This is a genomic window from Muribaculum sp. An289 (genome assembly GCF_002159555.1).
Taxonomy (GTDB): domain Bacteria; phylum Bacteroidota; class Bacteroidia; order Bacteroidales; family UBA932; genus Merdivivens; species Merdivivens faecigallinarum.
Genome location: NZ_NFIV01000005.1, coordinates 158,586 through 184,316, shown reverse-complemented (window position 1 = coordinate 184,316; position 25,731 = coordinate 158,586). Strand labels below are relative to the sequence as shown.

Genomic DNA, 25,731 nt, shown 5'->3' with positions numbered 1-25,731 from the left:
TGCATTACGATAAATTTGTAACGAGATAATAGGAACAACATGAAGCCTAATAACCCTTTTCTCATTTCGGGATATTACAGCCCTGAATTCTTTTGCGACAGAGAGCAGGAGACCAGAACTATTCTCGATGCACTTCACAATGGGCGTAACTTGACATTGATAGCGCCCCGCCGTATGGGAAAAACAGGACTGATACGTAATGCATTCTACCGGCTGAAAGAGCGGCAACCTGATATTGTCACTTTCTATTTGGATATATACTCAACCCAGTCATTAGGCGATTTTGTACGATTGTTTGCCGGTACAGTGCTGGGGCAGTTGGACTCAGCCCCGCAAAAGGCTTTGAGTCGGATAAGCCGGTTTGTCCGCAGCTGCCGTCCTGTGCTTACTTTTGACGAATTGACGGGTGCTCCCAAGGTGACGATAGATGTAGCTCCGGCCGAGGAAGAAAACACCTTGAAAGAGATATTCGAGTATCTGGGCTCGTCAAAAAAACGGTGCTATGTCGCCATAGACGAGTTCCAGCAGATTGCAGAATATCCGGAGAAAGGGGTCGAGGCTTTGTTGCGCTCCTATATCCAGTTCCTACCCAATGTGAACTTCATCTTTGCCGGCAGCAGGCAGCATCTGATGCAGGAAATGTTCACCTCGTCGAAAAGGCCGTTCTATCAAAGTACGCAACCGCTCACAATCGGACCGATACAACAGGATGAATACGCAATTTTCGCTACAGGGCATTTTTCTGCACATAATCTGGAACTGTCTCAGGATATTTTCAATTCGATTTATGAAAAATACAATGGACATACCTGGTATGTTCAGTGCCTTCTCAACCGCCTGTACGGGTATGACCGTGATGTGGATATGGAACTTGTAGCATACGCCACAGAGCAGATTTTATCCGAGTACAGCTACACTTATGCAAATCTCTTGAAAGCATATTCTTCAGGTCAGGTACGCCTGTTGAAAGCAATCGCCAAGGAGGGTTGTGTCAAGGAGGTTCTGGCCGGAGATTTTATCAGTGCCTACAGACTTCGGGCGGCAAGCAGTGTGAGTGCGGCGTTGAAAAAATTATTGGAAAACGAGCTGGTTTACCAGACTCCTTGTGGGTATATAATTTACGACCGCTTTATGAGTGAATGGCTGCGGAGGCAAGCGTTTTAGTTTCTGAAAATGCTGAACCAGATTAGGGCTATTTTTTCATACCTCCCTTTATGCCCAATAAGAAACCGGCGCAATGGTTTCACATTATCCGACACCAAAATATATAAAATTTTCACATTATCCGGATATTTTTACACGCGATTTTTCACATTATCCCCAAATCTCTGCGCAGCTTGCCACCAGCATGCACCATCAGCTGCACCAATTGGCACTGGTCGGCATCAACCTGCATCAATCGACATCAACCTGCACCATCAACTGCACCGGCAACTGCACCTCATGTCCATCCGACATTTTAATAAACCGCTGACAATCAATAAATTACTAAAAACCATCCTGCGCTTGGGTACTTCCTGACATACCCAAAAGCAGGAGCAATTTTGATAAACCATTGATTATTAATACATTACAAAAGCAACAGATGGATATGGGGTGGAAAAATCTGCCGGGAAATCGGCCGGCAAAATCGGCCCAGAAAGCAGCATCTGGGGACGGCTGACAGGAACAGCGCAAAAAAACCAGCAGCCGGAAGCAACACAAAGAAGCAACATCCAAAAGTAGCACCCAGGAGCAGCGCAAAGAAACAGGGAGCGGGAAATGGGAACCGAACCTACTTGAAGCGAGTGAATTATTTACAAATATCTAATTATCAATTATTTAGAAAAAATACAACTCGCTCCAAACTTTCGTTTTCTGGCGACCAGGGAAACAACATCTTTGCTGAGGGAATGCGGGAGAGGAGGGACTGGTGGGACTGGTAGGCGAATCGGATTTTACCGGCAGACTTTCCACCCCACAGCCAGCCGTCCTCTTTCGGAATGATTAATAATCAACGATTTACAAAAGCACAAGCTGGCTTTGGGTGCCTCAGAAAGCACCCAAGCGCAGATGTGATTTCTATAAACCATTTACTATCAATGCTTTTACAAGAGCAATAGCTAGCTGTGGGGTAGAAAACGGAAGATTCCGACCGGAATTATCTGCTAATCCGGAAACAGCGCCAAAGGCGTGAGTTACCCGAGCCTCTCCAACCCTGCTGCAAGCCGGTTGTACTCTCCGACTATGTTTTCCATAACGGCGGATACCGAGAGAATCTCCTTGAACTGGGAAACATTCTGGCCGATTTCGAGTTCCCCGTTCTCAAGGTCGCCTTCGAAGATGCCTTTCTTAGCACGTCCCCGGCCGAGAAGTTCCGCAAGCTCTTCACGTCCGGCCCCGCGGCTTTCAGCCTCGGACACCTGCTCGAAGAATGGATTACGGGCAAGCCGTGTAGGACTTATTTTTTTAAGCATCAGAAAAGTATCACCTTCTCCCAAGCCTGTACAGAAGCGTTTGAACCCTTCACTTGCGGAACTTTCCTCCGTGAGCGCGAAACGGGTGCCTATCTGCACTCCCTCGGCGCCAAGCACCATGGCAGCCAGCATCGTAGCACCGCTTCCGATGCCGCCGGCCGCTATAAGCGGCAGGCCCACAGAGCCGTGCACCTGAGGAATCAGACACATCGTTGTTGTTTCTTCGCGGCCGTTGTGGCCTCCGGCTTCAAAGCCTTCGGCCACGACCGCGTCTACCCCGGCTTCTTCACATTTCCGGGCAAATTTTGATGAAGAAACAACGTGAGCCACTTTGATGCCATGCTCATGAAGGAATCCCGTCCATGTCTTGGGATTCCCGGCAGAAGTGAAAACTACCGGCACTTTTTCTTCAGTAATTATCCTCATTATTGTCTCCGGCTCAGGGTAAAGCAAAGGCACATTCACTCCGAAAGGCCTGTCCGTAGCCTCCTTGCACTTGCGGATATGCTCCTGCAAGGTCTCAGGATGCATGGAGCCCGCACCTATCAGGCCGAGCCCTCCGCAATTGCTTACGGCGGAAGCCAGCCTCCAGCCACTGCACCATACCATACCTCCGGCGATTATGGGATAACGTATGCCGAACAATTCACATATACGGTTCATAAGCGACATCAAAATAATACATTTGTTATTTTATTAACGACAGACAGTATTAAAATATCTGCAAGATAATAATTTTTGTCGAAATCAGTACATCACCGCCCCGACAAGTACGTAATATTCCGGCAACATGCCATAGGAAGCCCACTTCAATTCAAGACCGAAAAGTTCCTTTGCCGTCTTTCCGATATCGAACCCCATGGATTCGAGGGAGGGACGGACTTTGTCAGGATAACGGCACGGCAAACCCTCCCGGCGCGTACATCCGCCGCCGGATTCCGCTCCCTGTTTCGCTCCCCGTTTCGTTCCCTGCCCGGCTCCCCGCCCACACAGCAGACATGTCCCGGCGAAAAAGGCCCTGCCATGTAACTGGGCCTCCTTTTCGAGAAGTTCCCTGTCCATAACAACCCTCGTCTGCTCCAAAAGCTTCATACTCCTTTCAATGGCTATGTCAGCGATTCCATCGTTTGCCGGCAATATTTCCGAATCATCACTTTTCACTAACTCCGACATTTTCTCCGACCGGCAGGGCACATCTATTTTTACAGCTACAAGCAAGATATTTTCATACCGGGCAAGATACCCGTCCGTATCAAAATCAAACGGAGGGCAGGCCCAGCATGTTCCATATTGGCCGCACACCTTGCAATACTCTTTGAAGCGGCCTGCATCCCGAAACCCTCTCATATAATCCGCCATCGGGCAGACAACCGAAAACTCTTTTTCCATAGGGCAAACATACGCAGAAGTCGAGAGCAATGCAAATGAATCTATTCAATTTGCTCTACCAAGACTTTTGCGTGGGAAAGTAACATTCCCCCGGGGAAAGTGCCGCGGATTCGCGGCAAAACGGTTCACTTTCCCCTGATAGAACAGACGAGGAATGCAGGCAGAAGGGCCGTAGAAGCGATTGCCCTATTTCATCCCAGGGGAAAGTGCCACTGATTCGTGGAAATTCGGTTCACTTTCCCCCGATAGGACGGACGAGGAATGCAGGCAGAATGGCAGCAGAAGCGATTGTCCTATTTCATCCCGGGGAAAAGTGCCTCGGATTCATGGAAAATTGGTGCACTTTCCCGTCCAAAGGGCAAACTTTCCCGCTGCTACAGGAATCGGAAGTGCCGGCCACAGGATATTTATAATTTGTGGCCGGCAACAGTTTTTCCTGCTGTCGGCCACAACAATAGTACACACAAATATCTAATTACCAATTACTTAACCAGCCGATGCGGCCGTTGCTACAAAAATACTCGCGGACTCAAAGGCTGTACCGCCTAAATCAGCGCCGACGAGCCATGCACACATGAGGTCGAGCCGTCGGTAACCGCTGTCGGCTCGCCGTTCACCCAATATTTGACTACATTGTTCGGATAAAAGCCCTCGCATCCGGTCATTATCACGTTGCCATCCACTATAAAGATACGCTGGGACAGGCCGTTTTCGTATGACAACACGTCTACCGAAGGTTCATCATTTTTCCAATATGCCGCACAACGGTTCAATCCAGAACCTTTTGAGCCGGCCAGCCAGACAAAAATAATCTATCGCCTTGCCGAAATCCATGTCAATGGTGACGGAATAGATTCCCAGTCCGTTGTAAGCCGTATAAATTGCATTGTAACTTTCGTCCGTCCGTGCCGTACTGTCAAGACTGTTCCAAAGTGTGACGGCGGCGTTCAGATAGTTATATGCCGAGTCATAACCGTCCATTGCAAGCCAAGACTGCCCGATATAACTGTCCGCCAGCATCTCCGTATGCATATCCCCGTTTTCCTGCGCCACTTCCGATATCCTGAGGGCATAACGCTGCGCCTCCCCGTAATCGCCCTGCCTCATGTATATCGCATACAGCTGCGATAGCGTATCGACATTTCCCGGTTCGCGCTCCAAAAGTTCCAGCAGGGCATCCGTCGTGTCCTGCGTGGCCGGCTCGTCGGCAGCCGACAGGGTACCCACGCGCACTATGAGGAAAACCACAGCGATCAGGAATATCCGGGATAATTCGCGCATACGTCAGGACCGTGCAGGGTTTAAAAATTCTTTATCAGGAGTGTCAGGTTCTCGATGAACATCTTTACGGCCATCGCAAGCAGGATGACACCGAAGAACTTGCGGAGTATATAGATGCCCCCTTTTCCGATGATGTGCTCGACCTTGTCCACATACCTGATAACGAAATAAACCACTATCATGTTGAGCACCAAAGCAATCACTATGTTGGAAACATCATACTGGGCCCTGAGGGAAAGCGCCGTCGTAAGCCCGCCCGCCCCTGCAATCAGAGGAAAGACCACCGGCACCACTGTCGAATATCCCGAAGGCCCGTCATTGCGGAAAATCTCTATACTGAAAATCATTTCCACGGCCAAAGCGAAAAGAATCAGCGAGCCGGCAATGGCGAAAGACTCTATGTCGGTATTGAAAAGCTTCAGCAGCCAGTCCCCGGCAAAAAGGAACGCAACATATATTATCAACGAAATGACGGCCGCCTTCCCCGCCTTGACTTTCTGGCCGTTACTGTTGATACCCATAATGATAGGTATCGCCCCGGTAATGTCTATCACCGCAAACAACACGAGAAAGGAAGAGAGTATTTCCTGAAAATTCAAACCCGACAACATAAAGCAATTCGATTAATTTTTCATAATTGCGCCTAAATTACTAATTTTTTCGCAAAACGGACAAACCCGCGCCCGAAACCCGTACCGAATTACCGGATTTTGAAAATTCTTACTAATTTTACTGCTTTGATAAAAATTTTTCTTTATGGACAAGATTCTGAACCCTTGGTGCAATGTCGACGGTTACCTGTGCTTCGGCTGTTCCCCGGACAATCCTGCCGGAGTCCGGATGGAATTTTACGAAGACGGGGATGAAATAGTGAGTATCTGGCAGCCGAGACCCGAATTCCAGGGATGGCTGGACACGCTCCACGGAGGCATACAGGCTGTGCTTTTGGACGAAATCTGCGCCTGGGTGGTGACACGCAAGCTCCAGACCACCGGAGTGACATCGAAGATGGAGACACGTTACCGCCGCCCGGTAAAGACGGACGAAGGGACGATAGAGATAAGGGCCTCGCTGAAAGAAATGCGGAGGAATATCGCAATCATAGAAGCCAGGCTCTATGACCATTCGGGAAAACTCTGCACGGAAGCGACCTGCACCTATTTTACCTACCCCCAGGACGAGGTAAGGAAAAACATGTTTTTCTTGGGATGCGAAACTGAAAAGGAACACAATGAAAAAGCATAAGACCGGAATAGTGCTCAGCGGAGGGGGAGCGAAAGGCTATGCCCATATCGGGGCGCTCATGGCACTCGAAGAAAGAGGTATCGAGCCAACGGCCGTTGCCGGGACGAGCATGGGAGCGATAATAGGCATCTTCTATGCGGCAGGATACCGCGGCAAAGAGATTTACGACATCGTTGTAAAGGAAAAATTCGACAGTCTTTTCACGGTGATTACACCGGTAATCGGCATTTCCAAGCTCGGGTTGTCCTCCCATAAAAACGTTTACGAGGTTTTCCGGAAATACATGCCGGATGACGATTTCGACCGCCTTCCCAAGCCGCTTACCGTATGCGCCACCGACTTGATTACAAGCGAAGGCCGGTATTTCAGCAGCGGCAAACACCTGCATGATGCGGTAATAGCCTCATCATCAATCCCGGGAGTATTCGAGGCGGTAAAAATCGGAGACGGCATATATGTTGACGGCGGGCTCATCGACAACCTGCCGGCCAAAGCCTTACGGGGTTCCTGCGAATACCTGATCGGAGTGGATGTCAACCCTTCGCCCCTTGAGCCGCCGAAACTTGAGAACAAGGCCGATTTGATAGCACAGACCATACACACGATAGTCCATCACAGTTCGGAAGAAGGCCGCGCACTCTGTGACTTCATAGTGGAACCGCGTGTCAGTGACAAATACAACGAATTCAGCTTCAAGGAATTCAAGGAAATATGCAACATCGGCAGTGAAACCATGGCCGCCTTCCTCGACAGCCATCCGGAAGCAGTGGAGAAGATGCTGGGCTGAGCTCGGGATGCTTCAGCTGACAAAAAGCTCGGTGGACTTGCGGCGGAAATCGTCAAAGCTCCGCATCCTCCACGGACGTAAAACGCTTCGGGAGTCCCTTGCCCTTCCTTTCGGTTTTCACGCCGTACTCTTCGAGGCGTTTCAGTTTGCTGATGACCGACTGGTTTGAACCGTTAAGCCGTTTCAGCGCATCCTTATAGGCGTCTCCGGCCGAATCCAGGGCATCCCCGACCTTGTCCATGCACTGGAGGAACCCCGTAAGCTGCGAATGTATGCCGCCTGCCATACGGTAGACTTCGGCTATATGCCTCTCCTGCAAGGCCTGTTTCCAGCCCATGCCAATCATCTGAAGGAAGACGAGAAGGTTCATCTGCGAGACTATCAGCACTCCCCGCGACCTGGCATTCTGCCACAAAATCGGGTCGGTAGCCATCATCAGCTGGAATGCCGCCTCGACAGGCATGAACATTATATTGAAATCCACCAGACGTTTTTCTTTCGGAAGATACGAATTGTAATCCTTGGCCGCCATTTCCTCGACATGGGAGGCCACGCTCCGGACATGCTCCTTCGCATAACGTTCCCGCTCCTGCTGCGACGAAGCGTTCATATAATTGTTGAAAGCGGTAAGGGAAACCTTCGAGTCGACCACGACAGCCGTATCGTCGGGATAATATATCAGCACATCGGGCTGGAGTTCCCGGCCCTGCTCCGTCTTTACCGCATTCCCTTCCATGTCGCGGATCCGGCCCTGCACTTCATAATGCACTCCGCGCCGCATCCCGGCGCTGTCCAGAAGCCTGTCAAGGAGCATCTCACCGAAATTCCCCTGGAACTTCACCTGCCCGGTGATGGCATCGGCCAGTTTTCCCGCCTCCTCACCTACTGCCGCCGACTGCTTCACAATCATCTCTATCGAAGCCTTGAGCTCGGCATTGTACCTTATGCTTTCGGCCCGCGTATCGTTCAGGCTCCTGTCGAATCTTCCCAGACTCTCGCGGAGGGGCTTCAGCAAAGCATCTATCTGCATTGCCGAATTTTCCCTGAAAACCTTCGAATTGTTTTCAGCTATTTCCGAAGCGGCGGCCTTGAACTGGGCACGCATCGTCTCCATGTTTTCCTCATAAAATTTTTTCGTATCGTCGATACGTCCTTTCATCAGGAAATACGCCAGTACGGCGCCGGTCATTACGGAGACCAAACCGACCGCTATATAAACTGCAACCATAAAATTCCACAAACAAACGTTTAGAATCTTCTTAGAAGTTTCTTAAAACCCAAAGGGTATTTTCATATTAAACAGGTCAAATATAACAACATTCACCAATATTTTCTAATTTTGGGGTGTCAAAATCGCACAAACGACTACAAACGACAATAAATAATTAATAATGAACCATTTCTTTACAAAATCGCTTATAGCCATGACTGCCTTGACGGTTAGTTGCGCCGCCCCTTCGGAAAAAGAGGGCATTATAGGCAAAAGCACTATCGAGATTACAGACGGTAAAATGACCCCGGAAATCCTTGTAACCCTTTCGAAAGTATCCGGACCGGAAGTATCGCCGGACGGAAACAAGATACTGTACACGGTGGGTTATACTGGAATCGCCCAGAACAGGGGCAACAGCGAAATCTTCGTGATGAATGCGGACGGCACGGGCCGCACCCAGCTGACAAAAGACGAGGCGAATTATTCGAATGTAGTATGGCTCGACGGAGGCAAAAAGATAGCCTATCTGTCAGACGGGCAGGTGTGGACGGCCGAATACCGCGACGGCGAGAGGCCTTCTTTGGGCAAAACGCACAAAATAACCGATGTGGACGGGGGAATCGCGCAGTTCAAACTGTCCCCGGACGAAAAGAGCATAATGTTCACCCATTATGTCCAGTCCTATCTCCAGAAACCTTCAGACACATACCCCGACCTCGACAAGGCCAGGGCATACCGCACCGAAGACCTGATGTACAGGCACTGGGACCATTGGGTTGAAGAAATACCGCACACGTTCATCGCAAGAATGCCCGAAGGGAGCAAAAGGATAAGCCTGGAGGACGCCACCGACCTGCTTGCAGGCGAAAAGGAACTTTACGAACTCCCTACAGAGCCGTTCAGCGGCATAGAACAGCTTTCATGGAGTCCGGACGGCACCAAAATAGCGTATTCCTGCCGGAAACTCGCCGGCAAGGCATACGCATTCTCCACGAATACAGACATATATCTTTATGATATAGCAACAGCAGGATGCACCAATCTGAGTGAAGGGATGATGGGGTACGATACCGAACCAGTATGGTCTCCGGACGGAAGCAGGCTTGCATGGCTCAGCATGGAGAGGGACGGCTACGAAGCCGACAAGGTCAGGCTGATGGTCATGGACATGGCTACGGGCAGGATAACCGAACTTACCGGAGCATTCAAATACAACGCCTCGTCTCCGGTATGGTCAGAAGACGGCGGCCGCATCTATTTCGCTTCACTGGCTGAAGGCCTCCAGGCCCTCTTCGTTGCAGACATGGAAGGCAACATCACCAGAATCACCTCGGACAGGCTATGGTACGATTTCATGACCCCGGCATATGTGAAGGAAAACGGGAAGGGCGCGGAAATCATCACCTCCTACATGAGCATGCTTTTCCCGACCGAAATAGTCGCAATCGACTGGGACGGAACGGCCCAGGCAGATACCGTAAGCCAGCTTTCATTCGAAAACAAGGACATCCTCGACAGACTCGACACACCTGTAATGGAAGACCGTTGGATGACGACTGTGGACGGAAAGAAGATGCTCACCTGGGTAATGTACCCGCCTCATTTCGACCCGTCGAAAGTCTATCCGGCGATAGAGATACTTCTCGGAGGGCCTCAAAGCACACTCAGCCAGGCATGGAGCTACAGGTGGAACTACCGCCTCATGGCACAGCAGGGATACATCGTAATCATGCCTAACAGAAGGGGTACCACGGCTTTCGGACAGGAATGGTGCGAACAGATTTCCAAAGACTATTGCGGACTGAACATGCAGGATTACCTGACGGCGGCCCACGAGATGCAGAAAGAGTCGTATGTGGGAAAAATGGCGGCCTGCGGTGCAAGCTACGGCGGATTCTCCGTCTACTATATGGCCGGGAACCACAACAAGACCTACGACTGCTTCATCGCCCACGCCGGAATCTTCAACCAGGAGCACATGTACATGACTACCGAAGAACTCTGGTTCCCTACATGGGACAACGGAGGTGCCCCGTGGGATGAAAATCCTGCCGCCAAAAGGCATTATGCCCATTCGGCCCACAAGTTCATAAAGAACTGGGACACCCCTATCATGGTCATGCACGGCGGGATGGACTTCCGTGTACCCGTAGACCAGGGAATGGCAGCCTACAATGCTGCCCAGCTCATGGGAATCCCTTCGCGCCTTGTCGTCTTCCCTGAAGAGAACCACTGGATACTCAAACCGCAGAATGCAGTCCTCTGGCACAGAGAGTATTTCTCCTGGCTGGACAGATGGCTGAAAGATGAATGACAACGAAAGTGAAATAGCACTATTTTTGCATTTAAAAAAATTTTCCGACAGACAGAAAAATAACGATTTAAATACTTAACATTATGTACACAGATTTTCAAAAATTCCTCACAGATGAGCTCAACGCCATCAAGGAAGCCGGACTTTACAAGGAAGAAAGGATAATCACAACGCCTCAGAAAGCTGCAATCAAAGTAGCTTCGGGACAGGAAGTAATCAACTTCTGCGCCAACAACTACCTCGGCCTTTCCGACAATAAAGAGCTTATAAAAGCCGCTAAAGAAGCACTCGATACGCACGGTTACGGAATGTCATCTGTACGTTTCATCTGCGGAACACAGGATCTCCACAAAAAACTGGAGGCGAAAATCGCCGAATTTTTCGGAACCGAAGACACTATCCTGTATGCAGCATGCTTCGATGCGAACGGAGGAGTTTTCGAACCTCTTCTCAATGAACAGGATGCAATAATTTCCGATGCGCTCAACCACGCATCCATCATAGACGGAGTACGTCTCTGCAAGGCAAAGAGATACCGTTATGCCAACGCCGACATGAACGAACTTGAGGAATGCCTCAAACTCGCACAGGCACAGAGGCACCGTATCATCGTTACCGACGGCGTGTTCTCGATGGACGGAAACGTAGCCCCTCTCGACAAGATTTACGAGCTGGCCAACAAGTACAATGCAATGGTAATGGTCGACGAGTCCCACTCTGCCGGAGTAGTAGGCGCGACAGGAAGGGGCGTAACCGAGCTCCACAACCTCAGGGGCAAAATTGAAATCATCACCGGTACCCTCGGAAAGGCATTCGGAGGCGCAATCGGCGGTTTCACTACCGGTAAGAAAGAAATCATCGCCATGCTGAGGCAGAGGTCAAGGCCATACCTCTTCTCCAACTCCATACCTCCTATGGTTGCCGGAGCCGCAATCCGCATGTTCGACATGATGGCCGAAACCAACGCGCTCCAGGACAAGCTCCATGCAAACACCGACTACTTCATCAAGAAGATGGTCGAGGCAGGCTTCGATATCAAACCTACCCAGTCCGCAATCTGCGCCGTAATGCTTTACGATGCGAAACTGTCGCAGCAGATGGCCGACAGGCTTCTCCAGGAAGGCATCTACGTAGTGGGCTTCTATTATCCGGTAGTTCCTAAGGATCAGGCGCGTATCCGCGTACAGATTTCCGCGGGACACGAGAAAGAGCACCTTGACAAGTGCATAGCCGCTTTCGTAAAGGTAGGAAAAGAACTCGGTGTTTTAAAATAAACCGCAAACACGGCATAATGAAAAATAATATTTTTTCAGCCGCTATCTTATTATCGCTCCTGATGGCACTTTACGGATGTGCCGGAAGGAGCGATTCCTTTTCAGATAGCGCAACGGACGGAAAGACCGACCGGGAAGTCAGGAATGTAATATTCATCGTAGGCGACGGAATGGGACTGGCACAGGTGGCCGCCCTGGAGACGGCCCGCCCCGACACCAACGCATTCGGACTGTTCCCGCAGACCGCCTTTGTCACGACACATTCGGCGAATAACCGTGTTACGGATTCGGCCGCAGGAGGCACCGCACTGTTTACCGGACACAAGACGAACAATTCCTCCCTCGGGATGGATGCCGACAGCTGCAATGTCCCGAACTTTGCCGAAAAATGCGAGGCCGCCGGCCTGGAATGCGGCATTGTGACCCTTTGCTCGTTCACACACGCGACTCCGGCCGCAATGTACGCCCACAACATCACGAGGCATGATGACGAAGGCATAGCCGATGATTTTCTTTCATCCGGACTCGATGTCGTCTTCACCGGAGGCTCCGGGATGTTCGCACCCGATGAAAACGGAGGCAACGCACGCCTCGACTCTCTGAAAGCGATGGGCTACAATGTCGTCCTGAACGATTATTCTTTCATCTCTTCAATACCCGAGGAGTGGGACAATATCATTTTCCTGCCTTTCAAAAAGCATTTCCCCGACACCGATGAACGCAAGCCCGGAATGCTCGCTGAATGCACCCAGGCCGCCTTGGACATCCTCGGCAAGAACAGTCCGGACGGTTTCCTGCTGATGGTGGAAGAGTCGCAGATAGATTTTTCATGCCACGACCATCTGGACGGCCCGCTTGTCAAGGACATGGAGGAGATAAACTCGGTCATGCTTGTAGCCAAAAGATTCGCTGACAGTCATCCGGGGACCCTCGTAATCGTAACCGCCGACCATGAAACAGGAGGGCTTACCATGGCATCCAACGACAGCGACTTCAACAAGGGCGACAGCGGCATCGATTTCAGATGGTCTACGGGCGGACACACCGGTGTTCCGGTACCTCTGTTCGCTTACGGCCCGGGCGCCGAAGAGTTCCACGGACTGATTGACAACACCGAGGTACACCGGAAAGTGTGCAAGTTGCTGGGAATATAAAGATTATGCGTATATTTGCCTTCTATGGATATGAATATAAACTTGCCCACAGAGAAAGAAAAGCCGTCCGAATACGCAGAACGGTTGGGCAATATATATTCTCATACAACGGCGCAAAATGACAAAAAACACAAAGGACAGTATATAATTGCCAATAAAAACACAAAAGCGTATTTATTGCCTAACAAAAATTACATACTGTTAAGAAGATTCAGTTCCAAAGATGATGACAGCAGACTGATTGCAGCACCATATTTCGGCAACATGTCCAAATACGAGCTAATCGGCATCGAAAACAAACTCAATTACATGCACAGGCCGGGAGGACGTCTGAAAAGAGATGAAGTAATGGGAATTTCCGCCCTTCTTAACAGCAATATTTTCGACACTTATTTCAGAACGTTCAACGGCAATACAAATGTAAGTGCTACCGAACTTAAAATCATGCCAATGCCTGACATTGGAACCATTCAGGAAATCGGCAGAAAAATAATCCTGAACAACGACTATTCTATTGATTATATCAATAAAATCCTGATAGAATATTTTAATATCCGATAACTATGGGAAAAATTAGCGAAGCGCAGGAAATACTGAAAAACCTGGGACTGCCAATCCCCCAGCAAAATGAAATGTCGGCACTGACACTGCTTGCTTTATGCAATATCAGGGAAGATGACTATTGGAAAGATGCTACACGGGACAGTAAAAGGATAACAAAAGACATAATGTCTTTTGTCAATGAAAATGCAGACCAAAACCGCTTGCTATCCTCCCGTTGGTTAAATTCAAAATCGGACAGGAAACATCCTCTACTCAAAAATCTATAAGTTTTCTTGTTAAGTTTGGTTATTCATATTTGTCTTGGATGAAGTGCGTCCGCATTCTCGGTTCATATTCCGGCTTGCGAACGCCGTTCTTCCGTCCGCTTTCAATGCACTTTAGCAACCACGCCATATTTTGCCCCAAGATGCGCATGGTCTGCAAGCCTTCCTTGTCCTTGCGCACATCGTCGGGTGTGAAGCCGTGTACCGAGTTCCAGTATTGCGATGCTACGATAGGCATATTCGCAATAGTGAAATATTGATTCAATTGCTCGAAGGTGGCGGAGGCTCCACCACGGCGGCACGATACTACTGATGCGCCGAGCTTGCCCGCCATGCGGTTTTCCGTGGCGAAGAACAGGCGGTTCAGGAACGAAACGAGTTGCCCCGTTGGTGCACTGTAATAAACCGGAGAACCGATGACGATGGCATCAAATTCATCCAGCCGTTTCTGTATCTCTTGCACGAGGTCGTCGCGGAAACAATGTCCTGTCTTCATGCAGGCTCCACAGGCGATGCAGCCCACTATGGGCTTCTTGCCTAAATACAGCAATTCCGTCTCAATACCGTTTGCCTGCAAGGTGGTTTCCACTTCGTGCAGGGCGGTATAGGTGCAGCCCGTTTGATTCGGGCTGCCATTAATCAACAATACCTTCATACGTTCAGAATTTATGCGCCAGTTCAGCCGCTTGCTTGCAGCCGTCCGTCTTGTTGATGTCACCTTCGTTCAATACTCCGGTAATAAGCACTTCGCCAGCCATCTCCCATTTCAGCAGAGCGGCAGAACGTTCCAGCGGCATACGGATGCCGTCCATTACCGTCACGTCGTTTTCTTCGCAGCAGGCTATCAGTCCGCATTTCTTTCCGGCGATATCCTTTCCGCCCACCACGAATGAAAACAGGCGGTCAATCACACCCTTTATCTGTGCCGGAATGGAATACCAGTAGGTTGGCATGGTGAATACAACAGCATCGGCTTCCATAATGGCAGGTGCGATAAGGTTAAAATCGTCGTCGAACGAACAAGCCTTGCCCGTCTTGAAGCAGGTCTGGCAGGCACGGCAACCGCCTATCTTCATCAGTGCGGCATCAAATCGTTGCACCGTGTGGCCGAGTGTCTCCGCTTCCCTGATAAATGCGTCCGTCATGGCAAAGCTGTTGCCATGCTTGCGTGGACTTCCCGTAATAACTGTTATCTTCATGACGCTTCCTCCTTACTTTTGAATGGTATTCGAATTCTGATTGTACGCCTTCGCCACGCACCGCCACTCGCCGTCCATCTTCATCAGCAGCAGGTAGTCGGTGAAGTCGATACGGCCTCCCCATTTCTCTTCCAGCACGCGCACCACGGCGAGGGTCTCTTCTACGTCCACCACGTCGATACGTGCCTTGAAGTCATCGCCTGCGCCTACGGTGTCCACATTGTGGTAGAACTGCTCGATGCTGCCGTGCTCCAGCTTCCCGTCCAAGTAGCCGAATAAGACGGCTTCGTCAATAAACAATTCGCGGGCATACTTGCTGTTGCCTTCTGCCACACTTTTCACAAACTTCATGGCAGCTTCTTCCACTGCCTTGTACTCTTCGATATTTGCTCTCATGATGCTAATGTTTAATTGATTATCTTGTTTTGATGCTGCAAAGGTAGGTGATTCCTCCAGTTTGCACAAGTACCGAAAAATTATTCATATACTGAAAAATTATTCGGTATATACCCGTTACGATATATTATCCTTACCTTTGCAGGCGTAACATTCAATAAAGATAAAACCATGTACGAAAGAAAGATACCCGTAGATTTGGACTGTCCCTTGCGGCTGACCATGAGCCTGATTGATTCCAAGTGGAAGTCATGCATCTTGGACGAACTGCGCCACCGTGCCCTGCGTCCCAGTGAATTGCACAAGATATTTCCCGAAGCCACGCCTCGTGTGCTCGACTTGCAACTGAAGGAACTGGTAGAGGACGGGCTCGTATCGAAGACCATCTACCCTGAACTGCCTCCTCGTTCGGAGTATGCTATCACTCCGTTGGGGATGACGCTTATTCCCATCATCGATGCTATGATTGCATGGGGAGAGAAGAATACAGAATTATTTGAAAAGAAATATGGGAAACGGTAATAGAATTTGGTTGCTTTTCCGTATCTTTGCGCTAAGACAAGAGTTGTTTGACAGAAATTTACCGCATATTGCAGAATTTGTGACTGTTTCCAAGTCATTACCTCGTTCTTTGAGAAATGCTTATAAGTAGCTTATTTTTGATATATTCCTATTTCAATATCGTTTTTTTCCTTATAAACCGGACCGGTCGCCATGCCGTCGGTATCCAGTTCGTATGCATAGACATAGTAGGAAAGTCCCGGGCAGAGGCCGGAATAATCCTTTTCGGCCCGTCCCACGGCCACATTCTTCCTTATCGCCTCCGCCACCGATATGCCCTCCCTTTCAGCAAAATCTTCAAGCAGCAGCATATCGTTCATCTTTATTGTCTCATCATCGACATACATCGACTCGTGGATAATCCCGCAATAAAATGTCGCGGTATCCTGTTCCGCCTCGAAAACCGCATTCGCAAAGGTCTGCCCTATTTCGGGAACGTCAATCGAAATGGATATTTCAGGTTTTGGCGGCATATCCATCCTTTCACATGAAAAAACCGGAAAAAGGACCGACATTAAAAATGCATATTTTACAAATTCTTTCATAATTCTCTGTTTTTAAAATTTTTACGAACAGCTTCCTATTCTACGAACGTATCGAATGTTTTATAAATGACTTCCGAATTTATGAGCCCGCAAGGAGCCACGCACATGCAGTATACGACAAATTCGTAGTCTTTCATCGGAGTGAAATCGTCCGACTGCTCGCCGGCCGGATAATAATGCGCTATCACATCTTCCAGAGGTATTGCCCCGAAAGTCATATTCTTGACTATGAAATCATTCAGGATAATCTGCTGCTGCTCGATCAGCGCATCCATATCCATTCCTTCCGACCATACGGTAAATCCGGTAAGGTAATTCGTCTCATTGTCATCGGGCTTATACGTTATATGCACCGGTATCTGCCCTTTTTCATTTTCAGTACCTTTCGTTACCATTATCTCGAAAGAGGTATCGGACATCTCAAGCGTTTCCGCAGTAAACCATGCTTTCGTCACAGGTGTCAGTCTTTCTCCCTGTGCATCGACCCCGTATGCGTAAATGCAGTATTCCGTATCCGGAACAAGACTGAACATGCGTTCATTGAACTTGTTCCCGTACAAGGTGACCAAAGGCATTATCTCCTCTATCCCGTACATTCCATAATAAGAATCTATCCAATACTGTACATCGAGTTCATGCAACTCGTCATCCGAAAGGTTCCCCACCTCATCTGCAAGCCTGAGAAAGGTTATATAACCGGCCTCCGTATCGTACGGAATAATATCAAGGGTGGCGATGCTCTCTGTAATATCATGAAACGTAAAGGTAAAATCAGGCAATTCGCCACCCCCTTGCTCTACCGTAACCTCTGCTTCCAAGGCATGACCCGGAACGATTATCCTTGCATCCGCGGTCCTCCTCTCCCGCGTATCTGTCGCATTGACAGTGATTCTAAGCATGTTCTGCTCCGTAAAATCGAAAGCGAGCCATTCTTCGTCACACACCGCCTTCAGCACCGGGGACTCTCCTGCCCCCTCCAGTACGTACGGCAATTCCAGAACACCCCCTTCGACCGGAGCCTCTACAACCGCGTTTTCAAAATCGAGCCTCGGCTCGACAACTACGGGCTCTTTTTCGCACGCCACCGGCAACAGCGCGGCGGAAACAAGTGCGGCCCATAAATTTTCTTTGATAAAACGTTCCATATTCCAAAAATTTTTATTGTTCCGCAGGCAAAGATAAACCTCGGAAACATACGGGGGCAAAAAGAAAATTATTGATAAATAAATTTGTAGAATCAATAAGAAATATGCCCGATATTGCGCATTTCCTTACGGTATTTTGCGGGAGGGCAGCCGGTTTCCTTCTGGAACGCCTTGTAGAAAACCGCAATCGTATTGAATCCGACTTCATCCGATATGGCTTTCAGAGGAGCGGTATCGGCAGGGTCGGACAATCTCGCTATGGCTTCTTTTATACGCCACGAATTAAGCCACTGCGTAAAGGACATTCCCGAATACTGGTTTATGGCGGAAGACACGTATGAACGGTTGCTTTGTAAAATATCGGCCAGTTTTTCCAAAGACAGGTCATTCTGCCTATATATCTTGTCCCGCGACATGATTTTTTCGGCCTCCATGAACAGCGACCTGCTTTTCTCATTGTCCTCCGTGCCCGGCCCGACTGCTGTTTCGCAAGCGGAGATTTCAGCACGGTGCAGGAAACGCTGGTGCTGCTCTACCAGCTGCCTGTACATCCTGTTCCTCCGGCGGTACAGAAACCACAGGCCGGCAGAAAGGGAAGAAACTAAAATGAAGGCCGAAAATATTATCACATATTTTGACCGGACACGTTCATTTTCCATTTCCTGCCTGTGGACTTTCTCCTCATAACCCATTTTCTGATAGTTCATCAGAAGATTGTGGAAATCGCGCTCTTTCGTCAATAACGACAGACTGTCCAAAAGATGATGGTATTCTTTATAATACGACAGGGCGGTACGGTCGTCGCCCACCGATGAATAAAAATCCGACAGGCCCGAAAGAAAATGATGGCGGTCTTCGATATTGTCGATAGAATACGAAAGGGCAAGACCGTCCTCGAAAAGCCTGCGTGCCCTTTCCGGGTTGCCCCATGCCAGCTCTAAACATCCCTGCTTGTACATGTACTCCAGGCGCAGACCGGGCTCCTGGGAGTCCAGCCGGGAAGCAAAACGGGAATATGCCGAATCCGCCTTGACATAATCGCCCATCGCATAATATATTTCGCCATGCAGCAATTGCAACAGAGCCTCCTGCGAACTGTTTTTCCTGGAAGCGACATAACGGGACGCCGAGTCGGCATAAGCCTCGGCTATCCTGTAATCTCCGGCTACGATTCCCATCTGGGCCGCCATTACTGCCCCGTAAAACATATTGTTCGTATCGTTTTCAGCCTTTGCAATCCTATGTGGTAATCGGAAACCTGCGGAAGTACTTTCCCGATACGGGACAATTCCTCCTCGCACCGGCCGAAATCTTCCATAAACAGGTAAGCCTGCGCAAGATTCGCGCGGGCGAACAGGACTTCCTCGTCAATGGTTTTCCCATCCCCGTCCGCCGCACCATACGGCAAAGAAGCCAGATACAGAGGTATTTTCTCAGCCAATTCGGCAAATCTGCGCTCACGGGTAAGGCTTACCCATAAATCCCGGACCTCCTCTTCGGCAATATCACCATCCAGGGCGACATCATTTCCCACGGCAGCATAGGAAGAAATGCCTGCGGCAGCAAAAACCGCCGCAAGCACTCCCCATACAAAAATCCTATATTTCAGACAGCGCACCTGCGGTTACTGCGCCGATTCGATATAGTCCAATGCAGCTTCCAGCTGTACATCCGTACCAGCCATGAAGGATTCGCGGTCGAAAAGCACTTCCACATCAGGAATAACGCCTATGCCTTCAACCCTGTTGCCCTGCATGTCCTTGCCCATAGTCGTAGTGGTATAAATCCAGTACGAAGCGTTTTCGACCTCTCCGGTATAACTGTAGTCGAAATTGCCCATCAGGGCTCCCAGGCCTCCGTAAGTCCTTTCACCTATTACCGCACCGTTAGGCAGTTCCTTCACAAGCAGCGAAGACATCTCCGACATGGAAACCGAATTGAGGTCTACAAGCTGCACCAACGGAACCTGAATCCGACGGCTGTCCTCGGCCGGATATGCCATGCAAGGGGTCCACGGGCCGTAATCATAACGTCCCAGACCGTTTTTCGTCCTCATCCACATTATCTGTGTCGGCTCGCTCATCAGCATCGAATGCATAAGATTCAAATCGTTTAGATAGCCTCCACCGTTGTTCCTCACATCGATTATCACACCTTTCAGTCCCGGCGTATTGTCTATGATGTCGAAGAAGTTCCGGTATACCTGATACATTGCGTTACTTTCGAGATTATCGGTATAATACATCAGATACGTCCAGTGGAATCCCGAAAAATAGATATAAGCCACATTGTCTATCAGATATGACATTGCGACCATATAGGAATCACCTACATATCCGGCAGCCCCGCTGAACTGCGTTATCCTGCCATTGGCCACTTCCGCCTGTGCATTATTGATGAGCTGCTGTATGTCCATCGCCTCATGATAATAGTCCCTGGTAAGAATTTCTATCTGGGCCGGCTGGGAATAAATATAATATTCGGTACTCTTCAGCGCAAAGAGATAGTGGTGGTCCACAAGGCCGGATGTCATCTCCTGGAACAGCTCTCCCGCCTCGTCGAACGTGCTCATGGTATAATCGCCGAGAGCCTCGAACCGGGGAGCATAACTGCCATATACCGCGTCCCAGTCCGTTTCATCTATATCCCAGAACACATAATTGTAATTCATCGCATTCCAGAAGGATTCAAAAACTTCCGACCAGGTGGTGAAATTCCCTTCCTCCGAAGGCGGCAGCAAATCGACTTCCTGTTTCTGGCAAGATACGAACGGCAGGAAAGCCGCCGATATGCAAATCAAAAGAAAAATTTTCTTCATAACTTCCAAATCCTAAAAACGTTAAAACTCCTAAAACATGAAGACGGCGCCGGCCTGGACTACCATTGTATTGCTATACCTCGGAATATGTCCACGGTACTGCTTCTGCATGTCCGTAAGGGCATACATGTACCTTGCTTCGGCGAATATCTCAACACACGATGCCGCCCTGTACTTCAGGCCCAGGCCAGCAAGAAGTCCGGCATCGAAGCGGTTGTCCCTGCGCGAATCGAAAGGCACGACCTCGTCATAAGGATACAGTACCGAATCGAAAGGCCCGAGAGACTCACCCTGCCTGTGGCTGTAAAGCCATGCACCTGCATAAATGCCGGCATTCACAAAGCCCCGCAGCTTCTTTCTTCCGAAAGAAAACTGCGCGTAAACCGGTACGGACAGATAGTAATTTTCTACCTTTTCCCAAGGATAGGCCATCATCTGCATCGACCTGTAGGAAGAATAATTCTTCGATACGGCGGCCAACTCTCCCGAAAGCGCAAACCAGTCATTGAAATTGTACTTCACCGGAATGGCTACATAAAACCCGTCACCGGCAGAATAATGGCGGTCATAATCGTATGCATCAGGAATGGAAAGCATATTGTAGGCATATCCCGCCGAAATCCCGATACCCCATCCCTTGTCGGGGTTCTCCTTCTTTTCCGGCCCGTCCTGCGGCTGACCGGCCATGACCGGCAAAACCGACATGGAAAACGCCGCAAACATCGCCAGCATAATGGAAAACAAAAATTTCATTTTCATAGAATCTAATATTATGCACACAAAAGTAAGAAGTTTTTTTGACTTTCTGTAAGGGAAAAATTGCAGTACCGGACCACATCATCGGCCACATTTTTATTTTTCCGTAAAAAATTCATCCACAGCGTTATCCCCACACAAGAAAATCCCGCTTAACTTTGCCTCACTATCGTTTGCCGTCATTTATCGTTTTTGCCAGCATTTATCGTTTTTACCATTCAACCGGCAGGAGAACCACAGCAGGAGAACCACAGCATGGAAAATCATTGGCACATTTGCACCGAGGGACTGGAGAAAGATGTGATTTTCAGAAGCAGGCAAGATTACATAGATGGTATGAATTGCATACCCGTATGTGCCGTACAACACAAAATAACGATTCTTGCATTCTGCCTAATGAGCAACCACGTACATTTCATTGTCCGCGGAAACAAGGTTTCGTGCAGACAGTTTATCTTCCAATACAGAAGAAAACTGTCCCGCCTTGCAGATTTAAGCAGGAGCGGCACAACCATGAGACCGATTGAAGATATGGGCTACCTTATGAAAGCGATAGGTTACGTACTCCGCAATCCGGTTTCTGCCGGACTCGGCATAATGCCCGGCAACTACACATGGAGCTCCGCCTCATTATACTTCAGGGAGAAATTGTACTTCAGGGAGAAAAGCGAAGAAACAATCCACGAGGGAAACCGCTTTGGAAAAACCGTGCGAAAAGTAGGCTCGTTAAGCTACAGGACAAAGCGGGAACTACTGCACTCCCAGACCGACCTGCTGGACGACTGCCTTATTTCTGAAGAAAATATGATTTTGCCCGAATGCTATGTAGACACCGAGGCCGTAGAAAACATCTTCCGCACACCGGCAAGGCTCCTTTATGCAATCTCCCGCAATGAAAATCTGGAAATGGAATTGGATAACGGCATCCTTCATAAAACAAAATACAGCGACAACGAATTATACGGTTCAATAACCGGCCTGTGTCAAGAAAATTTTCATAAGAACCGCATTGAAGAATTAAGCATCGAACAGCGTTACAGTCTGGCAAAAATCCTCCATAAAAAATATGGCATCGCAGGAAAACAACTTTCGCGACTGACAAATACCGACCTCGCCATATTGAAGAAAATATTATAAATCCCGCTCCACAAACCCGGCGGTGCCGGAAAACTGTGGCCTTGAAAACTGATGCCCACGAGAACTGCCGTCCCGGAAAACTGCCGTCCCGGAAAACTGGCACGTTCGGTGCGCCTTCATCATAAACCCTATTGATTATCAAACAATTACAAAAGCACTTGCACATTTCAAAGATTTTAAAAGCCCGAAATGTGCAGCCGATTTCATAACCCGTTGATAATCAATAACCATTTCAAAGCGACTGCACCGCGCGCGCAAAAAACACACGACAGAAGCGAAACTGTCACCAGAAAAACACAGGCAGCCGCCCGGTTTCCGGACAGCTGCCTGATTCGTAATGTCGGGATGAGGCGACTCGAACGCCCGACCCCTACGTCCCGAACGTAGTGCGCTACCAACTGCGCTACATCCCGAAAAAATGGAGGGCCGGCACTGATTGCAAGGCCTTGACCGGCCGCTCCACTATGGTTTAGTCATTCAATGAGAAACGTGCGAAACCTGTAACCTTGACCTCAGGATCAACCGATTTGAGGTACTCCTTCACAGAAATCTTGCCGTCTTTCACGAAAATCTGGTCTTCAAGCGTATACTCTTTGAAGAACTTCGAAAGCTTGCCCTGTGCTATGCTCTCAAGCATCTGTGCCGGTTTGCCGGCCATCTTAGGGTCGAGTTTCATCTGCTCGTGATAAATCTCGAGTTCCTTTTCAATGACATGCTTAGGGCAGTCGTCCTTATTGACAGACACCGGATTCATCGCAGTCACCTGCATGGCTATTTCCTTACCTGCTTCAGCCGAAACCGGTTTGGAAAAACCTACTATGGAAGCGACTTTACCGTTCATGTGAATATAGGTAGCGATGAAAGGAGCTTCGAGTTTGCTGTAATATGCAATCACATGCTTTTCACCGGTCTTGCCAGTCTGCTGGGTAACGGCTTCCTGAATAGTCTGGCCGTCCACCTTGAGAGCTTCGAGCTCTTCCTTGGTTGCCGGAAGATTTGCTATGGCAGCATCGGCAATCGCGTTGGCAAGAGTCTTGAATTCCGCATTTCCGGCAACGAAGTCGGTCTCGCATCCGAGACAAACCAGAATCGCCTTGGTATGGTCGGCGTTAGTCCTTGCTATTACAGAACCTTCCGAAGTCTCACGGTCAGCCCTCTTGGCTGCTACGAGTTTTCCTTTCTCACGGATAATCTCCTGTGCCCTTTCAAAATCGCCTTCAGCCTCAACAAGCGCTTTCTTGCAATCCATCATGCCCGCTCCGGTCATCTTACGGAGTTTGGCAACATCAACTGCTTTGATTTCCATAATAAATTTTCTTTAATTTGTTTCTACCACTTGTTATTCAGCTTCGACATGTTGTTCAACCGGCTCCTCTTTGGCTTCGGTCTCTACAGCATCTTCAGAAGTTTCCTCTTTCTTAGGCCTGCGTGAACGGAGTTTCTTTCCACCCTGTGCCGGAGCAGCGTTTTCAGCATTCTCGGCATTCTCTTTTTCCTTCTCCACCTTCCTTTCGGCAAGTCCTTCTTTGATAGCCTCGCAAAGAGCCTTCATCACGAGTTCGATGGATTTGGTAGCGTCATCATTCGCCGGAATCACATAATCAATCGGTGTAGGATCGCAGCAAGTATCAACCATTGCGATAACCGGGATATTCAGACGGTTTGCTTCCCTTACGGCGTTCATCTCCTTCTGGACGTCCACTACGAAAATTGCGGACGGAAGGCGGGTAAGGTCGGCTATCGAACCGAGGTTCTTCTCCAGTTTGGCCTTCTGGCGTGTAATCTGGAGACGCTCACGCTTTGCTAAGGTATCGAATGTGCCGTCGGTCATCATCTTGTCGATGGTGTTCATCTTCTTGACGGCCTTACGTATGGTCGGGAAGTTTGTAAGCATTCCGCCCGCCCATCTTTCGGTAACATACGGCATTCCGACAGACTGTGCATACTCTGCAACAACGTCTTTTGCCTGTTTCTTCGTAGCTACGAAAAGCACTTTGCGGCCTGCATGTGCAAGCTGTTTGAGTACCGTAGCCGCTTCATCTATCTTTACCGCAGTCTTATGCAGGTCTATAATATGTATTCCGTTTTTCTCCATAAAAATATACGGAGCCATTTTCGGATTCCATTTCCTCTTCAGGTGACCGAAGTGTACACCTGCATCCAGTAAATCTTGGAAATTCGTTCTTGACATTTTTAATTTCGTTTTTACTAATTTTTCCCCTTGCGGGGCCTCTTTTCATCAATCAGGAGTAGCGGACAAGTCCGGTCTCCTCAATTTTCCGCGGCCAAGGCAAACCCGGGGTAGCCACAAAAATGCAGATCCTTCGGATTTTGTTCCCGACCGTACATTGGCAAATCGGCAATAAACGATTAACGTTTACTGAACTGGAAGCGCTTGCGGGCACCAGGACGGCCCGGTTTCTTCCTCTCGACCTCGCGTGCGTCACGGGTAAGGAAACCGTTGCTCTTCAAAGTGTGACGGTAAGCCTCGCTGTCGATTTCGCAAAGTGCTCTTGCGATACCGAGCCTCATGGCCTCTGCCTGACCTTTGATTCCGCCACCGTCGATATTTGCTTTGATATCGAACTGTGCGGTGGTTCCGGTTACCTCCAACGGCTGTTTCACGATATAAATGAGCGAATCCTCATGGAAATAATTCTCAAGAGGACGGCCGTTAATCATGATTGTACCGTTACCGGCGCTTACATAAACGCGAGCGACTGCCGATTTACGTCTTCCAAGGGCGTTAATTACTTTCATCTGCTCTGTTTAAATTTCGTTCAACTTAATTTCTCTCGGCTTCTGCGCCTGGTGAGGATGCTCGCTTCCGGCATAAAGATAAAGATTGCCTAAAAGCTTAGCACCGAGACGGTTCTTAGGAAGCATGCCCTTTACGGCGTGCCTAAGCACCTCTGTAGGTTTTTTCTGCAACATCTGGGCGATAGGGACAGTCCTTTGTCCTCCCGGATAGCCTGTATGGTGCACATAAACCTTGTCGGTCATTTTCTTGCCTGTAAGTTTCACTTTCTCCGCGTTGATGATTATGACATTGTCTCCACAATCAACATGAGGGGTGAAATTAGGTTTGTTCTTCCCCCTGAGGATAAGTGCAACCCTCGAAGCAAGACGACCGAGGACCAAATCAGTGGCGTCGATGACGAGCCACTCTTTGTTTACTGTAGCCGAATTGGCCGATACAGTCTTGTAACTTAATGTGTCCACTGTCTTGACTTT

At 49.1% G+C, this 25,731-nt stretch carries 29 protein-coding genes and 1 tRNA gene; 10 read left to right on the top strand and 20 right to left on the bottom strand.

Annotated elements, in window-relative coordinates; genetic code table 11:
* Nucleotides 1-39: 39 nt before the first annotated feature.
* Nucleotides 40-1,164: an ATP-binding protein gene (locus tag B5F83_RS05800; RefSeq protein WP_087277513.1), complete on the top strand. Its 1,125-nt coding sequence runs from the start codon at nt 40-42 to the stop codon at nt 1,162-1,164.
* Between the two features lie 1,013 nt (nt 1,165-2,177).
* Here B5F83_RS05800 and B5F83_RS05795 read toward each other — a convergent pair.
* The 5 genes from B5F83_RS05795 to B5F83_RS05775 form a co-directional block, all read right to left on the bottom strand.
* Nucleotides 2,178-3,119 carry a nitronate monooxygenase gene (locus B5F83_RS05795; protein WP_087277916.1) on the bottom strand — a complete coding sequence of 314 codons (942 nt, stop codon included), beginning with the start codon at nt 3,117-3,119 and terminating at the stop codon, nt 2,178-2,180.
* Between the two features lie 84 nt (nt 3,120-3,203).
* On the bottom strand, nt 3,204-3,845 hold the full coding sequence (locus B5F83_RS05790) for a DUF2284 domain-containing protein (protein WP_239383831.1): 642 nt from the start codon (nt 3,843-3,845) through the stop codon (nt 3,204-3,206).
* Between the two features lie 545 nt (nt 3,846-4,390).
* Nucleotides 4,391-4,618, bottom strand: coding sequence for a hypothetical protein (locus B5F83_RS05785; RefSeq protein WP_087277516.1), 228 nt, complete (start codon nt 4,616-4,618; stop codon nt 4,391-4,393).
* On the bottom strand, nt 4,587-5,126 hold the full coding sequence (locus B5F83_RS05780) for a hypothetical protein (protein ID WP_087277519.1): 540 nt from the start codon (nt 5,124-5,126) through the stop codon (nt 4,587-4,589). The genes B5F83_RS05785 and B5F83_RS05780 overlap by 32 nt, the downstream gene beginning before the upstream one ends.
* 20 nt (nt 5,127-5,146) lie before the next feature.
* Nucleotides 5,147-5,737, bottom strand: coding sequence for a MarC family protein (locus tag B5F83_RS05775; protein ID WP_087277522.1), 591 nt, complete (start codon nt 5,735-5,737; stop codon nt 5,147-5,149).
* Nucleotides 5,738-5,882: 145 nt separating this feature from the next.
* On the opposite strand from B5F83_RS05775, the gene B5F83_RS05770 reads away from it, so the two are divergent.
* Nucleotides 5,883-6,371 carry a PaaI family thioesterase gene (locus B5F83_RS05770; protein ID WP_087277525.1) on the top strand — a complete coding sequence of 163 codons (489 nt, stop codon included), beginning with the start codon at nt 5,883-5,885 and terminating at the stop codon, nt 6,369-6,371.
* Complete coding sequence (locus tag B5F83_RS05765; protein ID WP_087277528.1) at nt 6,358-7,158, top strand: patatin-like phospholipase family protein; 801 nt, start codon at nt 6,358-6,360, stop codon at nt 7,156-7,158. Before B5F83_RS05770 ends, B5F83_RS05765 begins: the two co-directional genes overlap by 14 nt.
* Nucleotides 7,159-7,210: 52 nt before the next feature.
* On the opposite strand, the gene B5F83_RS05760 is transcribed toward B5F83_RS05765, so the two are convergent.
* Nucleotides 7,211-8,386 (bottom strand): DNA recombination protein RmuC, encoded by a 1,176-nt coding sequence (locus B5F83_RS05760; RefSeq protein ID WP_087277530.1) that lies wholly within the window; start codon nt 8,384-8,386, stop codon nt 7,211-7,213.
* A gap of 163 nt (nt 8,387-8,549) precedes the next feature.
* Here B5F83_RS05760 and B5F83_RS05755 point away from each other — a divergent pair, with 163 nt between their 5' ends.
* The 5 genes from B5F83_RS05755 to B5F83_RS05735 all read left to right on the top strand — a co-directional run bounded on the left by B5F83_RS05755 (nt 8,550) and on the right by B5F83_RS05735 (nt 13,943).
* The gene (locus tag B5F83_RS05755; protein WP_087277533.1) at nt 8,550-10,685 is read left to right on the top strand and encodes a S9 family peptidase; all 2,136 of its coding nucleotides are present in this window, start codon (nt 8,550-8,552) and stop codon (nt 10,683-10,685) included.
* Between the two features lie 83 nt (nt 10,686-10,768).
* Nucleotides 10,769-11,959, top strand: a complete 1,191-nt coding sequence (gene kbl, locus B5F83_RS05750; RefSeq protein ID WP_087277537.1) for a glycine C-acetyltransferase — start codon at nt 10,769-10,771, stop codon at nt 11,957-11,959.
* A gap of 17 nt (nt 11,960-11,976) precedes the next feature.
* Nucleotides 11,977-13,113 (top strand): alkaline phosphatase, encoded by a 1,137-nt coding sequence (locus tag B5F83_RS05745; RefSeq protein WP_087277540.1) that lies wholly within the window; start codon nt 11,977-11,979, stop codon nt 13,111-13,113.
* A 177-nt stretch (nt 13,114-13,290) separates the two neighbouring features.
* Nucleotides 13,291-13,674, top strand: a complete 384-nt coding sequence (locus B5F83_RS05740; RefSeq protein ID WP_143822480.1) for a hypothetical protein — start codon at nt 13,291-13,293, stop codon at nt 13,672-13,674.
* 2 nt (nt 13,675-13,676) lie between these two features.
* Entirely contained in the window at nt 13,677-13,943 is a 267-nt protein-coding gene (locus B5F83_RS05735) for a hypothetical protein (protein ID WP_087277546.1), read from the top strand.
* Nucleotides 13,944-13,962: 19 nt separating this feature from the next.
* Here the strand turns inward: B5F83_RS05735 and B5F83_RS05730 are convergent, their stop codons facing one another.
* Genes B5F83_RS05730 through B5F83_RS05720 form a run of 3 tightly spaced genes read right to left on the bottom strand, consistent with a single transcriptional unit; the run spans nt 13,963 to nt 15,535 of the window.
* On the bottom strand, nt 13,963-14,595 hold the full coding sequence (locus B5F83_RS05730) for a flavodoxin family protein (protein WP_087277549.1): 633 nt from the start codon (nt 14,593-14,595) through the stop codon (nt 13,963-13,965).
* Nucleotides 14,596-14,599: 4 nt separating this feature from the next.
* Nucleotides 14,600-15,139 carry a flavodoxin family protein gene (locus B5F83_RS05725; RefSeq protein ID WP_022149201.1) on the bottom strand — a complete coding sequence of 180 codons (540 nt, stop codon included), beginning with the start codon at nt 15,137-15,139 and terminating at the stop codon, nt 14,600-14,602.
* 12 nt (nt 15,140-15,151) lie between these two features.
* Nucleotides 15,152-15,535 (bottom strand): nuclear transport factor 2 family protein, encoded by a 384-nt coding sequence (locus B5F83_RS05720; protein ID WP_021928857.1) that lies wholly within the window; start codon nt 15,533-15,535, stop codon nt 15,152-15,154.
* A gap of 171 nt (nt 15,536-15,706) precedes the next feature.
* On the opposite strand from B5F83_RS05720, the gene B5F83_RS05715 reads away from it, so the two are divergent.
* Complete coding sequence (locus B5F83_RS05715) at nt 15,707-16,057, top strand: helix-turn-helix domain-containing protein (RefSeq protein WP_021928858.1); 351 nt, start codon at nt 15,707-15,709, stop codon at nt 16,055-16,057.
* A 131-nt stretch (nt 16,058-16,188) separates the two neighbouring features.
* Here B5F83_RS05715 and B5F83_RS05710 read toward each other — a convergent pair whose 3' ends face one another.
* The 6 genes from B5F83_RS05710 to B5F83_RS05685 form a co-directional block, all read right to left on the bottom strand.
* Complete coding sequence (locus B5F83_RS05710; RefSeq protein WP_087277552.1) at nt 16,189-16,641, bottom strand: hypothetical protein; 453 nt, start codon at nt 16,639-16,641, stop codon at nt 16,189-16,191.
* 35 nt (nt 16,642-16,676) lie between these two features.
* Complete coding sequence (locus B5F83_RS05705; protein WP_087277554.1) at nt 16,677-17,786, bottom strand: hypothetical protein; 1,110 nt, start codon at nt 17,784-17,786, stop codon at nt 16,677-16,679.
* A 92-nt stretch (nt 17,787-17,878) separates the two neighbouring features.
* Nucleotides 17,879-18,994 carry a helix-turn-helix domain-containing protein gene (locus B5F83_RS05700; protein WP_087277558.1) on the bottom strand — a complete coding sequence of 372 codons (1,116 nt, stop codon included), beginning with the start codon at nt 18,992-18,994 and terminating at the stop codon, nt 17,879-17,881.
* Nucleotides 18,976-19,404 (bottom strand): hypothetical protein, encoded by a 429-nt coding sequence (locus tag B5F83_RS05695; RefSeq protein ID WP_143822479.1) that lies wholly within the window; start codon nt 19,402-19,404, stop codon nt 18,976-18,978. The genes B5F83_RS05700 and B5F83_RS05695 overlap by 19 nt, the downstream gene beginning before the upstream one ends.
* A 6-nt stretch (nt 19,405-19,410) precedes the next feature.
* Nucleotides 19,411-20,604, bottom strand: a complete 1,194-nt coding sequence (locus B5F83_RS05690; protein WP_087277564.1) for a S41 family peptidase — start codon at nt 20,602-20,604, stop codon at nt 19,411-19,413.
* A 30-nt stretch (nt 20,605-20,634) separates the two neighbouring features.
* Nucleotides 20,635-21,363: a porin family protein gene (locus tag B5F83_RS05685; RefSeq protein WP_239383830.1), complete on the bottom strand. Its 729-nt coding sequence runs from the start codon at nt 21,361-21,363 to the stop codon at nt 20,635-20,637.
* 510 nt (nt 21,364-21,873) lie between these two features.
* Here B5F83_RS05685 and B5F83_RS05680 point away from each other — a divergent pair.
* Entirely contained in the window at nt 21,874-22,497 is a 624-nt protein-coding gene (locus B5F83_RS05680) for a hypothetical protein (RefSeq protein ID WP_158094168.1), read from the top strand.
* Nucleotides 22,498-22,837: 340 nt separating this feature from the next.
* Here B5F83_RS05680 and B5F83_RS05675 read toward each other — a convergent pair.
* The 5 genes from B5F83_RS05675 to rplM form a co-directional block, all read right to left on the bottom strand.
* Nucleotides 22,838-22,910: transfer RNA gene (locus B5F83_RS05675), tRNA-Pro, on the bottom strand.
* A gap of 56 nt (nt 22,911-22,966) precedes the next feature.
* On the bottom strand, nt 22,967-23,803 hold the full coding sequence (tsf, locus tag B5F83_RS05670; protein ID WP_087277570.1) for a translation elongation factor Ts: 837 nt from the start codon (nt 23,801-23,803) through the stop codon (nt 22,967-22,969).
* A 33-nt stretch (nt 23,804-23,836) separates the two neighbouring features.
* Entirely contained in the window at nt 23,837-24,688 is an 852-nt protein-coding gene (gene rpsB / locus B5F83_RS05665) for a 30S ribosomal protein S2 (RefSeq protein ID WP_087277573.1), read from the bottom strand.
* 179 nt (nt 24,689-24,867) lie between these two features.
* Nucleotides 24,868-25,257, bottom strand: coding sequence for a 30S ribosomal protein S9 (gene rpsI / locus B5F83_RS05660; protein ID WP_087277576.1), 390 nt, complete (start codon nt 25,255-25,257; stop codon nt 24,868-24,870).
* A gap of 9 nt (nt 25,258-25,266) precedes the next feature.
* Nucleotides 25,267-25,719 carry a 50S ribosomal protein L13 gene (gene rplM / locus B5F83_RS05655; RefSeq protein ID WP_087277579.1) on the bottom strand — a complete coding sequence of 151 codons (453 nt, stop codon included), beginning with the start codon at nt 25,717-25,719 and terminating at the stop codon, nt 25,267-25,269.
* Nucleotides 25,720-25,731: the final 12 nt, after the last annotated feature.

Bases quoted from the DNA above. Each gene is read 5' to 3' on its own strand.
- B5F83_RS05795 (WP_087277916.1), bottom strand. From the start codon at position 3,119: ATGAACCGTATATGTGAATTGTTCGGCATACGTTATCCCATAATCGCC.
- B5F83_RS05735 (WP_087277546.1), top strand. From the start codon at position 13,677: ATGGGAAAAATTAGCGAAGCGCAGGAAATACTGAAAAACCTGGGACTG.
- B5F83_RS05770 (WP_087277525.1), top strand. From the start codon at position 5,883: ATGGACAAGATTCTGAACCCTTGGTGCAATGTCGACGGTTACCTGTGC.
- B5F83_RS05685 (WP_239383830.1), bottom strand. From the start codon at position 21,363: ATGAAAATGAAATTTTTGTTTTCCATTATGCTGGCGATGTTTGCGGCG.
- B5F83_RS05710 (WP_087277552.1), bottom strand. From the start codon at position 16,641: ATGAAAGAATTTGTAAAATATGCATTTTTAATGTCGGTCCTTTTTCCG.
- B5F83_RS05780 (WP_087277519.1), bottom strand. From the start codon at position 5,126: ATGCGCGAATTATCCCGGATATTCCTGATCGCTGTGGTTTTCCTCATA.
- B5F83_RS05760 (WP_087277530.1), bottom strand. From the start codon at position 8,386: ATGGTTGCAGTTTATATAGCGGTCGGTTTGGTCTCCGTAATGACCGGC.
- rpsI (WP_087277576.1), bottom strand. From the start codon at position 25,257: ATGAAAGTAATTAACGCCCTTGGAAGACGTAAATCGGCAGTCGCTCGC.
- B5F83_RS05730 (WP_087277549.1), bottom strand. From the start codon at position 14,595: ATGAAGGTATTGTTGATTAATGGCAGCCCGAATCAAACGGGCTGCACC.
- B5F83_RS05715 (WP_021928858.1), top strand. From the start codon at position 15,707: ATGTACGAAAGAAAGATACCCGTAGATTTGGACTGTCCCTTGCGGCTG.
- B5F83_RS05690 (WP_087277564.1), bottom strand. From the start codon at position 20,604: ATGAAGAAAATTTTTCTTTTGATTTGCATATCGGCGGCTTTCCTGCCG.
- kbl (WP_087277537.1), top strand. From the start codon at position 10,769: ATGTACACAGATTTTCAAAAATTCCTCACAGATGAGCTCAACGCCATC.
- B5F83_RS05680 (WP_158094168.1), top strand. From the start codon at position 21,874: ATGAGACCGATTGAAGATATGGGCTACCTTATGAAAGCGATAGGTTAC.
- tsf (WP_087277570.1), bottom strand. From the start codon at position 23,803: ATGGAAATCAAAGCAGTTGATGTTGCCAAACTCCGTAAGATGACCGGA.
- B5F83_RS05790 (WP_239383831.1), bottom strand. From the start codon at position 3,845: ATGGAAAAAGAGTTTTCGGTTGTCTGCCCGATGGCGGATTATATGAGA.
- B5F83_RS05755 (WP_087277533.1), top strand. From the start codon at position 8,550: ATGAACCATTTCTTTACAAAATCGCTTATAGCCATGACTGCCTTGACG.
- B5F83_RS05705 (WP_087277554.1), bottom strand. From the start codon at position 17,786: ATGGAACGTTTTATCAAAGAAAATTTATGGGCCGCACTTGTTTCCGCC.
- B5F83_RS05725 (WP_022149201.1), bottom strand. From the start codon at position 15,139: ATGAAGATAACAGTTATTACGGGAAGTCCACGCAAGCATGGCAACAGC.
- B5F83_RS05800 (WP_087277513.1), top strand. From the start codon at position 40: ATGAAGCCTAATAACCCTTTTCTCATTTCGGGATATTACAGCCCTGAA.
- B5F83_RS05720 (WP_021928857.1), bottom strand. From the start codon at position 15,535: ATGAGAGCAAATATCGAAGAGTACAAGGCAGTGGAAGAAGCTGCCATG.
- B5F83_RS05775 (WP_087277522.1), bottom strand. From the start codon at position 5,737: ATGTTGTCGGGTTTGAATTTTCAGGAAATACTCTCTTCCTTTCTCGTG.
- B5F83_RS05700 (WP_087277558.1), bottom strand. From the start codon at position 18,994: ATGTTTTACGGGGCAGTAATGGCGGCCCAGATGGGAATCGTAGCCGGA.
- B5F83_RS05765 (WP_087277528.1), top strand. From the start codon at position 6,358: ATGAAAAAGCATAAGACCGGAATAGTGCTCAGCGGAGGGGGAGCGAAA.
- B5F83_RS05745 (WP_087277540.1), top strand. From the start codon at position 11,977: ATGAAAAATAATATTTTTTCAGCCGCTATCTTATTATCGCTCCTGATG.
- rpsB (WP_087277573.1), bottom strand. From the start codon at position 24,688: ATGTCAAGAACGAATTTCCAAGATTTACTGGATGCAGGTGTACACTTC.